Annotated in this window: 9 protein-coding genes; 2 read left to right on the top strand and 7 right to left on the bottom strand. The window is 73.3% G+C overall.

Features of this window, described 5'->3' with window-relative positions; all coding sequences use genetic code 11:
- The first annotated feature begins 60 nt into the window (after positions 1 to 60).
- On the top strand, positions 61 to 414 hold the full coding sequence (locus tag ABWI04_RS39170) for a helix-turn-helix domain-containing protein (protein WP_353835547.1): 354 nt from the start codon (positions 61 to 63) through the stop codon (positions 412 to 414).
- Positions 415 to 421: 7 nt separating this feature from the next.
- Here ABWI04_RS39170 and ABWI04_RS39165 read toward each other — a convergent pair whose 3' ends face one another.
- Entirely contained in the window at positions 422 to 1,282 is an 861-nt protein-coding gene (locus tag ABWI04_RS39165; RefSeq protein WP_345175384.1) for a hypothetical protein, read from the bottom strand.
- A gap of 308 nt (positions 1,283 to 1,590) precedes the next feature.
- On the opposite strand from ABWI04_RS39165, the gene ABWI04_RS39160 reads away from it, so the two are divergent.
- The gene (locus ABWI04_RS39160) at positions 1,591 to 3,018 is read left to right on the top strand and encodes a pyridoxal phosphate-dependent decarboxylase family protein (RefSeq protein ID WP_353835546.1); all 1,428 of its coding nucleotides are present in this window, start codon (positions 1,591 to 1,593) and stop codon (positions 3,016 to 3,018) included.
- A gap of 18 nt (positions 3,019 to 3,036) precedes the next feature.
- Here ABWI04_RS39160 and ABWI04_RS39155 read toward each other — a convergent pair whose 3' ends face one another.
- From ABWI04_RS39155 to ABWI04_RS39130, 6 genes are all read right to left on the bottom strand, one after another.
- The gene (locus ABWI04_RS39155; RefSeq protein ID WP_353835545.1) at positions 3,037 to 3,480 is read right to left on the bottom strand and encodes a VOC family protein; all 444 of its coding nucleotides are present in this window, start codon (positions 3,478 to 3,480) and stop codon (positions 3,037 to 3,039) included.
- Positions 3,481 to 3,551: 71 nt separating this feature from the next.
- Positions 3,552 to 3,986, bottom strand: coding sequence for a helix-turn-helix transcriptional regulator (locus tag ABWI04_RS39150; RefSeq protein WP_345175390.1), 435 nt, complete (start codon positions 3,984 to 3,986; stop codon positions 3,552 to 3,554).
- A 115-nt stretch (positions 3,987 to 4,101) separates the two neighbouring features.
- Positions 4,102 to 5,565 carry a glutamate synthase subunit beta gene (locus ABWI04_RS39145; RefSeq protein WP_345175392.1) on the bottom strand — a complete coding sequence of 488 codons (1,464 nt, stop codon included), beginning with the start codon at positions 5,563 to 5,565 and terminating at the stop codon, positions 4,102 to 4,104.
- A gap of 18 nt (positions 5,566 to 5,583) precedes the next feature.
- Positions 5,584 to 10,155: a glutamate synthase large subunit gene (gene gltB, locus ABWI04_RS39140; protein ID WP_353835544.1), complete on the bottom strand. Its 4,572-nt coding sequence runs from the start codon at positions 10,153 to 10,155 to the stop codon at positions 5,584 to 5,586.
- Between the two features lie 79 nt (positions 10,156 to 10,234).
- Positions 10,235 to 10,378 (bottom strand): hypothetical protein, encoded by a 144-nt coding sequence (locus ABWI04_RS39135; protein ID WP_345175395.1) that lies wholly within the window; start codon positions 10,376 to 10,378, stop codon positions 10,235 to 10,237.
- Positions 10,379 to 10,471: 93 nt separating this feature from the next.
- Positions 10,472 to 11,640, bottom strand: a 1,169-nt coding sequence (locus ABWI04_RS39130) for a hypothetical protein (RefSeq protein WP_353835543.1), incomplete at its 5' end; no start/stop codon positions are given.

Raw genomic sequence — 11,640 nt, 5'->3', positions numbered from 1 at the left:
TAGAAGATCGGGGTGATGGCGCCCACTTCCAGCGGGTAGGAGCCCAGGAACATCAGGACGGTGGCGGCCGCGGGCGACCGCCGCGCGGCGCTGGTGGAGGCGTTGCGGGCGCGGATGGGGCCTGCGGATCCGCTCGTCGCGGCGATGGCGGGGCGCCTGGCGGAGGGCTCGGTCCGGGAGGCGGCGGACGAGCTCGGGTTGGGTGAGCGGCAGTTGCGGCGCCGGTCGCTGGCGGCGTTCGGGTACGGGCCGAAGACGCTGCAGCGGGTGCTGCGGTTCCAGCGGGCGCTGGGGCTGGCGCGGGCGGGCCGGCCGCTGGCGGAGGTCGCGTTCGCGGCGGGCTACGCCGACCAGGCCCATCTCGCGCACGAGGTGAGGGCCCTGGCGGGCGCGCCCGTCCGGGCTCTGCTGTGACCCCCGGTCAGGGTTTGAGTCGCCCGTAGGCGCGGAGGGTCTTGAGGTGTTCGACGGTGACGTGGCCGCGCCATTCGGGGCCGGTGACGGGGGTCCAGATGGGGAAGGCGACGTCCCAGCCTCCGTCGTCGCCCTGCTCGTCGATGAGGGCGTCGAGGGCGGCGTCGATGTCGTCGGCGGCGAAGAGCCGGTGCCCGTACCCGCCGGGGGCGGGGGCGAAGTCGAGCGGTCCCTGGTGGTCGCTGGCGGCGTGGGCGGCGAGGAGGTCGCGGACGCGGGTGAAGGCGGTCTCGGCGCGGTCGCGGTCGGGGACGTGGTCGAGGAAGGTCAGGACGGCGAGGACGTCGTAGGCGCCGGGTTCGGCGCCGGGGGCCTCCAGGTAGCGCCAGCAGAAGTCGGTGGCGGGTCCGAGCCAGGGGTGGTCGGCGCCGGCCCGGTGGAGCATGCCGGCGAGGGTCGCGGTGGGGTTGATCGCGCCGGGCGGGTCGTCGGGCGTCCGCCACCAGGGGCCGTGGGGGGCGTCGCGGACGGTCGGCAGGACGAACGGCACTCCCCCGCCGTCGGTGGTGATGGAGGCCAGGTAGTCCGCGACGCGTGCGACGGCGGGGTCGTCGTCGGCGCCCGCTTCGTGGAGGGTCTGCAGGGCGTGCTGGGCGGGGACGGGCTGGCTGTCCTCGCCGCGCAGGTCCGGTTCGAGGGCGTGGCCGTAGCCGCCGTCGGGGTTCTCGTAGGCCCGGAGGGCGGCGAGGAGGGGCGCGGCGGGGGCGCCGCGGAAGTGGAGGGCGAAGCGGTGCCGGTCGATGAGGCGCCCGTTGAGGCGCATGAACTCCGCGGCGCGTGCGAGGCCGGTTCGGTGCAGGACCTTCATGGCCATCACGCTAGGGCAGGCGGTGAGTGGGGGTCTTGTAGGAATCGGACGCGGGGCGCGGGAGGCGGCGCGGTGGGCCCGGCCACCCCAGCGGTGGGTGGCCGGGCCCCTGAGGTCCCGCGTCGCGGTGTGCGGGAGCGGGCGGCCTCGGTGCGGGCCGCGTGCGCGGCGGAGTCGCCGGCGGGCGAGCCGTCGCGGGGCGGGCCCAGGCGGGACCGTAGCCGACCAGCACGAAGACCACAAGTTGCCCTCTTTCTCATGTTTCCCGACATCCCCCGATGTCACCGGGGGTGTGATCTCCTGGTGTCATGAGCGATCCGCTTGGGGAACGTGACATCGCCGCCGCCCCGCTCGGGGTGGTGGCGCGCGCGGCGGAGCCGTACCTGGCGAGCCTGCCGGACCGTCCCGTCCATGACCGGGAGCAGGACCCGCTCCTGGACGAGCTGGACGGGCCGCTTCCGGACACGGGGGACGGCGCGGTGGCCGCGGTCGAGCGGCTGGTGCGGATCGGCACCCGGGCGGCGACGCACTCGTCCGGGCCGCGGTTCTTCCACTTCGTGGTGGGCGGGTCGACGCCCGCGGCGATGGCCGGCGACTGGGCGGCGTCGCTGCTCGACCAGGCGGCCGGGCTGTGGCTGACGTCGCCGCTGGCGGCGCGGGCGGAGACGGTGGTCCTGCGCTGGCTGAAGGAGCTGTTCGGCCTGCCCGCGGGGTTCGGGGGCGTGCTGACGCCGAGCGCCACGCTCGCGCACGTGGCGGGCCTGGCGGCCGCGCGGCAGTGGTGGGCGGACGGGCACGGCGTGGACGTCGCGTCGCGGGGGCTGGCGGGGCTGCCGGAGATGCCGGTGTTCAGCAGCGGGCTCGTGCACGTCAGCACGCGCAAGGCGCTGCAGATCCTCGGCTGCGGCCGCGACACCCTGAGGACGTTCGCCCGCGACGACGCCGGGCGGGTCGATCTGGAGGCGATGGACGCGGCGCTCGCCGGGGCGGGCGGGCCCGCGGTGATCGTGGCGAACCTCGGCGAGGTGAACACGGGCGACAGCGACCCGGTCGCCGAGCTGGCGGATCTCGCGGAGCGGCACGGGGCCTGGCTGCACGTGGACGGCGCGTTCGGGCTGTTCGCGGCCCTCAGCCCGCGGACGGCCCATCTCGCGCGGGGCGTCGAGAGGGCGGACTCGGTGACGGCGGACGGCCACAAGTGGCTGAACGTGCCGTACGAGAGCGGGTTCTCGTTCGTGCGCGATCCGGCGTCGCTGAGCCGGGCGTTCGGGGCGTGGGGCGCGGCGTACCTGCCGGACGCCGACGAGGAGCGGGTCAACTACAACATGCTCGGCCCGGAGTCGTCCCGCCGCGCGCGGGCGCTGCCGATCTGGGCGACGCTGCGGGCGTACGGGCGGGACGGGTACCGGGAGATGGTGGAGCGTCACCTCGACGTGGCCGCCCATCTGGGCGGGCTCGTCGAGGCGGCGCCCGACCTGGAGCTGCTCGCCCCGGTGCGGCTGTGCGTCGTGTGCTTCCGGTACCGCCCGGACGGCGTCCCTGAGGAGGACCTGGACGGGTTGAACGCGCGCCTGGGCGAGGCGCTGCTGGCGGACGGCCGCGTCTACGCGGGCACCAGCACCTACCGGGGCATGACGGTGTTCCGCCCGGCTCCGCTCAACTGGCGGACGACGAAGGCCGACGTGGAGCGGCTGGTGGACGTGCTCCGGGAGCTCGGCGCCCGCGTCGCCGGGTGATCGGCTCCCCCGGTCCGCTCAGCCGTTCCACGGCACGCTCTCGTCGAGCTCGTCGAAGGTCTGGGTGAGGCTGTACCAGCAGCCGGAGTCGTCCCGGAAGATCGCCTCGATCCCGTACGGGCGCTTCTGGGGCGGGTGGACGAACTCGACGCCCCGGGCCGACAGGCGCTCGTACTCGGCCTGGCAGTCGTCGGTGTTGAAGGCGCCAGCGCCGAGGACGCCCTTGGCGATGAGGGCCCGCATCTGGGCGGCGGAGTCGGGGTCCATGGTGGGCGGGCCGGGGATCATGAGGGCGAGGCTCAGTTCGGGCTGGTCCTTGGCGCCGACGGTGATCCACCGCATGCCGCCCTCGCCGAGGGTCATGTCGTCGCGGACCTCCAGGCCGAGCTTGTCGGTGAAGAACTCCTTGGCCGAGTCCTGGTCGAGCACCCAGACGGTGGCCAGCCCGAGGTTGGTGATCATGCCGTGTCTCCTTCGGTGAACGGGGTCGATGCGTTCACGCTAGGGCGCGGCGGGCGGCCCGGGCTTCTCCGTTATTGCTGCTTGCGGAAGCCGCCCGCCCAGAACATCACGAAGCATCCGGGGATGGCGGAGGTGGCGCCGGCGCGGGCGCGCCTGCGGAACTCGGTGGGCGTCGTCCCGGTCTGCTGCTTGAAACGGGTGCAGAACGTGCCGAGGCTGGTGAAGCCGACCTGCACGCAGATCTCGGTGACGGTCAGGTTGGCGGTGCGGAGCAGGTCCTGCGCGCGTTCGATGCGGCGGCGGGTGAGGTAGGCGCCGGGCGTCTCGCCGTAGACCTCGCGGAACAGCCGGACGAAGTGGTAGCGCGAGTACCCGGCGCGGGCGGCGACGGCGGAGACGTCCAGCGGCTCGGCCCACTCGCGGTCCATGGCGTCGCGGGCGAGCCTCATCCGGCGCAGCACGCCGGTGTCCAGGGTGGGCGGCGTGCCCGTCCGAACGGTTCCCATGGCCCGATGCTGGCACACCGCACCGACAGGAAACCCGGCCGCCGGCCGGTGAAGACTGCGCGCGGGACAGGACCCCGGAGAAGATCCTCCAGGGCCCTGCTCCGCGCTTGCCGGGTCAGGCGATCGGGCGCGCCGTCGGCGGGATCGGGTACGGCAGGTCCGTCCGGCCGCCGAGGTAGGCGTCGACGCCGTGCGCGGCGGCGCGGCCCTCGGCGATGGCCCAGACGATCAGGGACTGGCCGCGGCCCATGTCGCCCGCGGCGAACACGCCGTCCACGGACGTGCGGTAGTCGCGGTCGCGGACCACGTTGCCGCGCTGGTCCAGCTCGACGCCGAGCTGCTCCAGCAGCCCCTCGCGCTGCGGGCCGAGGAAGCCCATGGCCAGCGTCACCAGCTCGGCGGGGATCTCCCGCTCGGTGCCCTCGACGGGCGCGAACCCCGTCTGCGGGCCGCCGACCTCCACCAGCCTCAGCGCGCGGACGTTGCCGTCGGCGTCGCCGAGGAACTCGGTGGTGGACACGGCGTACACGCGGTCGCCGCCCATGTCGGCGAGCTCCTCGTGGGCGCTCTCCACCTTGAACAGCATCGGGTACGTCGGCCACGGCTGGCCGTCGGGGCGCTCCTGCGGCGGCCGCGGCATGATCTCCAGCTGGGTGACCGACGCGGCGCCCTGCCGGATCGCGGTGCCGATGCAGTCGGCGCCGGTGTCGCCGCCGCCGATGACGACGACGTGCTTGCCCTCGGCCGAGATGGGCGACTCGTCGTAGTCGCCCTCCTGCGCCTTGTTCGAGGGCGGCAGGTACTCCATCGCCTGGTAGACGCCCTTGAGCTCCCGTCCCGGGACGGGCAGGTCGCGCCACGCGGTGGCGCCGCCCGCCAGGACCACGGCGTCGTGGGACGCGCGCAGGTCGTCCGCGGTGATGTCGACGCCCACGTTCACCGAGGTCCGGAAGTCGGTGCCCTCGGCGCTCATCTGGGCGAGGCGCCGGTCGAGGTGCCGCTTCTCCATCTTGAACTCGGGGATGCCGTAGCGCAGCAGGCCGCCGATGCGGTCGGCGCGCTCGTACACCGTGACGTCGTGGCCGGCGCGGGTGAGCTGCTGGGCGGCGGCGAGGCCCGCGGGCCCCGAGCCGACCACCGCGACCTTCCGGCCGGTCTGGACGGCCGGCGGCTGCGGGCGCACCCAGCCCTCCGCGAACGCCCGGTCGATGATCTCGACCTCGACCCGCTTGATCGTCACCGGGTCCTGGTTGATGCCGAGGACGCAGGCGCTCTCGCACGGGGCCGGGCACAGCCTCCCGGTGAACTCCGGGAAGTTGTTGGTGGCGTGCAGCCGCTCGACGGCCTCCTGCCAGTCCTTGCGGTAGACGAGGTCGTTCCACTCGGGGATGAGGTTGCCGAGCGGGCAGCCCTGGTGGCAGAACGGGATGCCGCAGTCCATGCAGCGGCTCGCCTGCTTCTCCAGCCGGTCCTTGCCGAAGTCCTCGTAGACCTCCGACCAGCTCCTGATCCGCACGTCGACCGGGCGGCGCTTCGGGAGCTCCCGCCGGACGGTGAGGAAACCCTTCGGGTCAGCCATGTTGGAAGTCCCCCTCTCTCAGCTCTGCGCCGCGGCCATGACGGCCTCGTCGACGTCGCGTCCCTCTGCCTCGGCCTGGGCCATCGCGTCCAGGACCCGCCGGTAGTCGCGCGGCATGATCTTGGTGAAGCGGGCGGCGGCGGCGTCCCAGTCCTCCAGCAGCCGCCGCGCCACCGCCGAGCCGGTCTCGGCCAGGTGCCGCTCGGTCAGCGCCCGGACGGACTCGACGTCCGCGGCGTCCAGCGGCACCAGGTCGACCATCTCGCCGTTGACCCGCTCGGGCACCAGGTCCAGGACGTAGGCGATGCCGCCGGACATGCCGGCCGCGAGGTTGCGCCCCGTCCGGCCGAGGATCACCGCGCGGCCCCCGGTCATGTACTCGCAGGCGTGGTCGCCGACGCCCTCGACGACGGCGGTGGCGCCGGAGTTGCGGACGCAGAACCGCTCGCCGACGACCCCGCGGGCGAACAGCTCGCCGGACGTGGCCCCGTACAGGATCACGTTGCCGCCGATGATCTGCTCCTCGGCGGCGAAGGCCGCGTCCCGCGCAGGACGCAGCGTCACCCGCCCGCCGGACAGGCCCTTGCCGACGTAGTCGTTGGCGTCGCCGACGAGCCGCAGGGTGACGCCGCGCGGCATGAACGCGCCGAAGGAGTTGCCCGCCGAACCGGTGAAGGTGACGTCGATGGTGTCGTCGGGCAGCCCGCCGCCGCCCCACTTCTTGGTCACCTCGTGGCCGAGCATGGTCCCGACCGTCCGGTTGACGTTGCGGATCGGCAGTTCCAGCCGCACCGGGTCGCCGAAGGAGATCGCGCCCTCGGCGAGCTGGATCAGCGTGTTGTCCAGGGCCTTCTCCAGCCCGTGGTCCTGCTCGACCGTCCGGTGCAGGGCCGCGCCCTCCGCCAGCGCCGGGACGTGCAGGATCGGCGCCAGGTCGAGGCCGGCGGCCTTCCAGTGCTCGACCGCCTCGCGGGTGTCGATCATCTCGACGCGGCCGATCGCCTCGTCCAGCGACCGGAACCCGAGGGCCGCCAGGTACTCGCGGACCTCCTCGGCGACGAACTCGAAGAAGTTCACCACGAACTCGGGCTTGCCGGAGAACCGCTGCCGCAGCACGGGGTTCTGGGTGGCGACGCCGACCGGGCAGGTGTCCAGGTGGCAGACCCGCATCATGATGCAGCCCGACACCACCAGCGGCGCGGTCGCGAAACCGTACTCCTCCGCGCCGAGCAGCGCCGCGACGACCACGTCGCGGCCGGTCTTCATCTGCCCGTCGGTCTGCACGACGATGCGGTCGCGCAGCCCGTTCAGCAGCAGCGTCTGCTGGGTTTCGGCGAGGCCGAGCTCCCACGGCGCGCCCGCGTGCTTGAGCGACGTCAGCGGGGACGCGCCCGTCCCGCCGTCGTGCCCCGAGATGAGCACCACGTCGGCGTGGGCCTTGGACACCCCGGCCGCGACCGTGCCGACGCCGACCTCGGAGACGAGCTTGACGTGCACGCGCGCCGCCGGGTTGGCGTTCTTCAGGTCGTGGATGAGCTGCGCCAGGTCCTCGATCGAGTAGATGTCGTGGTGCGGCGGCGGCGAGATGAGGCCGACGCCCGGGGTGGAGTGCCGCGTCTTGGCGATCCACGGGTAGACCTTGTGGCCGGGCAGCTGGCCGCCCTCGCCGGGCTTGGCGCCCTGCGCCATCTTGATCTGGATGTCGTCGGCGTTGGTGAGGTACTCCGAGGTCACGCCGAACCGGCCGGAGGCCACCTGCTTGATCGCGCTGCGCCGCAGGTCGCCGTTCTCGTCCGGGACGAAGCGCGCCGGGTCCTCGCCGCCCTCGCCGGTGTTGGACTTGCCGCCGAGGCGGTTCATCGCGATCGCGAGGGTCTCGTGCGCCTCGGCCGAGATGGAGCCGTAGGACATCGCGCCGGTGGAGAACCGCTTGACGATCTCCGATACCGGCTCGACCTCCTCGATCGGCACCGGCTCGCGCTCGCCCTCGCGGAGCCGGAACAGCCCGCGGAGCGTCATCAGCTTCTCGGCCTGCGAGTCGACCTTGGAGGTGTACTCCTTGAAGATCTCGTAGCGGCGGGTGCGGGTGGCGTGCTGGAGCTTGAACACCGTGTCCGGGTTGAACAGGTGCGGCTCGCCCTCGCGGCGCCACTGGTACTCGCCGCCGACCTCCAGGGTGCGGTGCGCCAGGTCGTTGCCGCGCGGCGGGTACGCGCGCGCGTGCCGCTCGGCGACCTCGCGGGCCAGCACGTCGAAGCCGACGCCGCCGAGCCGCGAGGTGGTGCCGGTGAAGCACCGCGCCACCACGTCCGCGCCGAGCCCGATCGCCTCGAAGATCTGCGCGCCGGTGTAGGACGCGACCGTCGACACGCCCATCTTCGACATGATCTTCAGGACGCCCTTGCCGTAGGCCTTCACCAGGTTCCGGCCGGCCTTGGCCGGGTCCGTCCCCTCGATCACGCCGCCGCGCACGAGGTCCTCGACGGTCTCGATCGCCAGGTACGGGTTGATCGCGGACGCGCCGTACCCGATGAGCAGCGCCATGTGGTGGCACTCGCGGGCCTCGCCCGTCTCGATCACCAGGCCGACCTGGGTGCGGGTCTTCTCCCGGATCAGGTGGTGGTGCACGGCGCCGGTCAGCAGCAGCGACGGGATCGCGGCGCGGGCCGAGTCGGCGCCGCGGTCCGACAGCACGATGATCCGCGCGCCGGCCTCGATGGCCCGGCTGACCTCGGAGTTGATCTCCTCCAGGCGCGCCTGCAGGGCCTTTCCCCCGCCGGCGACGTCGTACAGGCCCTGCACGACGTGCGCGGCCAGGTGCGGCAGCGACCCCTCGTCGTCGATGTGGATGATCTTGGACAGTTCGTCGTTGTCCAGGATCGGGGTGGGCAGCACCAGGCGCCGGCACGAGTCCGGGCCGGGGTCCAGCAGGTTGCCCTCCGGGCCGAGCGTGGACTGCAGCGAGGTGACGAGCTCCTCGCGGATCGCGTCCAGCGGCGGGTTCGTGACCTGCGCGAACAGCTGCTTGAAGTAGTCGAACAGCAGCCGCGGGCGCTCGGAGAGCACCGCGATCGGGGTGTCGGTGCCCATCGACCCGATCGGCTCCGCGCCCGTCCGCGCCATCGGCGTCAGGATGATCCGCTGCTCTTCGAGCGTGTAGCCGAACGTCTGCTGCCGCCGGACCAGCGTCTCGTGGGTCGGGATCTCCCGCTCGCGCTGCGGCAGCTCCTCGAACCGGACCAGGCCCTCGTGCAGCCACTCCCCGTACGGGTGCTCGGCGGCCAGTTCGGCCTTGACCTCGTCGTCCTCGACGATCCGCCCGGCGGCGGTGTCGACGAGGAAGATCTTGCCGGGCTGCAGGCGGCCCTTGCGGACGACCTTGGCGGCGGGGATGTCGAGCACGCCGGCCTCGCTGGCCAGCACGACCAGGCCGTCGTCGGTCACCCAGTACCGGCCCGGGCGCAGCCCGTTGCGGTCCAGGACGGCGCCGACGACGGTGCCGTCGGTGAAGCTGACGCTGGCGGGGCCGTCCCACGCCTCCATCAGGGTGGAGTGGAACTCGTAGAACGCCCGCCGCTCGGCGTCCATCTCGGTGTGGTTCTCCCACGCCTCCGGGATCATCATCAGCACCGCGTGCGGCAGCGACCGGCCGCCCAGGTGCAGCAGCTCCAGGCACTCGTCGAACGACGCGGTGTCGGACGCCTCGATGTCGATCACCGGGAAGATCCGGGAGATGTCGCCGGGCAGCAGGTCGGACTTCAGCAGCGCCTCGCGGGCCCGCATCCAGTTCCGGTTGCCCTTCACGGTGTTGATCTCGCCGTTGTGGGCGATGAACCGGTACGGGTGCGCCAGCTCCCAGGCCGGGAAGGTGTTCGTCGAGAACCGCGAGTGGACCAGCGCGATCGCGCTGGTGAAGCGGCGGTCCGACAGGTCGGGGAAGAACGGCTCCAGCTGCGGGGTCGTCAGCATCCCCTTGTAGACGATCGTGCGGCTGGACAGGCTCGGGAAGTAGACCCGCACGTCCTGCTCGGCGCGCTCGCGCATGCAGAACACGGCGCGGTCCAGCTCCAGGCCGGTCCTGCCCTCGTGCGGGCCGCCGTCCGCGGGGGCGACGAACAGCTGCGCGAAGTGCGGCATCACCCGGCGGGCGGCCGGGCCCGTGAAACGCGGGTCGTGCGGGAGCTCGCGCCAGCCGAGGACCGTCAGGCCCTCCTCCACGCACAGCGTCTCGACGTGGGCGACCGCGGCGGTGCGCTCGTCGCCGTCCGCGGGGAGGAACGCGATGCCGGCCGCGTAGCCGCCGGCCGCGGGGAGCGGGAAGTCGCAGACCTCGCGGAAGAACGCGTCCGGGATCTGGACGAGGATGCCGACGCCGTCGCCGTCGTCCGGCTCCGCGCCGACGGCCCCTCGGTGGTCCAGGTTCTTCAGGACGTCCAGGGCGTTCTGGACGATGTCGTGGCTCTTGCGTCCGTGCAGGTCGGCGACCATGCCGACGCCGCAGGCGTCATGCTCGTTGGCCGGGTCGTACAGGCCTTGCGGCTGGGGGCGGCCCGGTGCACGGCCATCAGGTGTGAGGGCAGCAGCAGCCATCAACCCTCCCGTCGTCGTGTCACTGCTTCGATGTCAGTGCGGCACGGGACGACGTTGGCCCTGCTGCGGTGAGATGACATTACATCACTGCCGGGATCATGCCCGACTGCACCAGATCGCGAAACTTCTTCGTGGCGATCGGGCGCGCGTCATCTCGGATTGGTTTAGACCAGGCTACCGGCTGGGCCCGGAAGCCGAACGCCGTGACCTCGGTGAGGCTCATCACCGGTACGCGATGTTTACGGCGCTCCGCCGAAGACCTACCGAAAAGCGCCCTTCCCCAAACCCCGGGCGGACCTCGGGCCGCGGGACGGGCTCAGCCGGTCCCGCGGGCCGCGCGGACGAGCACCGCAGGGGCCTTGCCGCCCTCGATCAGCAGCGACAGCAGGGTCTCGTCCTTCTCGTCGCCCTTGCCGTCCAGGCGCTGCGCCCACGACACCACCGCGAAGTGCCCCATCGCGAGGCCCCGCGCCATCCCGAAGCCCCGTCCGAACCGGTCCAGCGGCGCGGGCGCCTCCAGCGGCCGGACGAAACCCGCGCCGATCGTGGTCTCCAGCCTGGCCACGAAGCGGTCGGCGTCCGCCGACCCGGCGAGGTTGAACACGACGACGGCCAGCGCGTAGCCGTGCTCGGTGTCGGAGTAGATCCCGCGCGCCGCCTGCGTGCAGCCGCCCTTGGCCAGCTCCTCGCCGACGGACCCGCCCCACACGGCCGCGGCGCAGTCGCCGTCGAGCCGCTTGGCGCGCAGCTTCACCGAGACCTTCCCGTCCGGAAGGGGCAGCTTCGCCGCCGAGGACGGGAACGCCTCGCCCTCGGTGAGGGGCTGGGGATCGGCACTGCGGTTCGCGATCCCGGCATAGGCGGAGCTGGACGGCGAATTGGAGTAGGAGGTCGGCGACGGGCCCGTCCCGGCGGGCCGTCCGATCGGCGCGCCGCCCGCGTCCCGGGTCTTGGCGCCGGAGTCGCCACCGCCGCTCAGGACGACGGCGCCGACGCCCAGCAGCATCAGCACGCCCAGCACGGCCGCCGCGCCGAAGTACAGCTTCGGGTTCGGCTTGCCCGCGCCCCGTGGCGCGGCCTGCCGGCGGTCCGGCGCGGCGGGACGCCCCGGGGGCCTGCCCGCGTTCTTCGCCTGCCCGCGCTCGGCCTTGCGGCCGGCCTCGCCGTCGGCCCGGCGGCCGGTCTTGCCATCGGCCTTACGGCCGGTCTTGCCGCGTTTCTCCGGCCGCCTGGAACGGGCCTGGCCGCCGGGACGACCCTCCGGCGGGAGGGCGGCGCGGGCGTCCTCCGCCGCGAACGCGTCGTCCTGGACGGCGTCCTCATACGGAGCGTCCCCGTATTGGGGGTCGCCGTACTGCGCGTCCCCGTACTGGGCGCCGCTGTACTGGGCGTCCTCGTAGGGGGCGTCGTCGTAGGGCGTCCGCGGTGGCGGCGGGGCGGGGCGTTCCCGGCGCGCCCCGGTGCGGCGGGGCGGCGGCGTCCGTC

Source organism: Actinomadura sp. NPDC000929 (assembly GCF_040492065.1).
Classification (GTDB): Bacteria; Actinomycetota; Actinomycetes; order Streptosporangiales; family Streptosporangiaceae; genus Spirillospora; species Spirillospora verrucosospora.
This window is presented reverse-complemented; position numbering and strand designations above follow the sequence as displayed.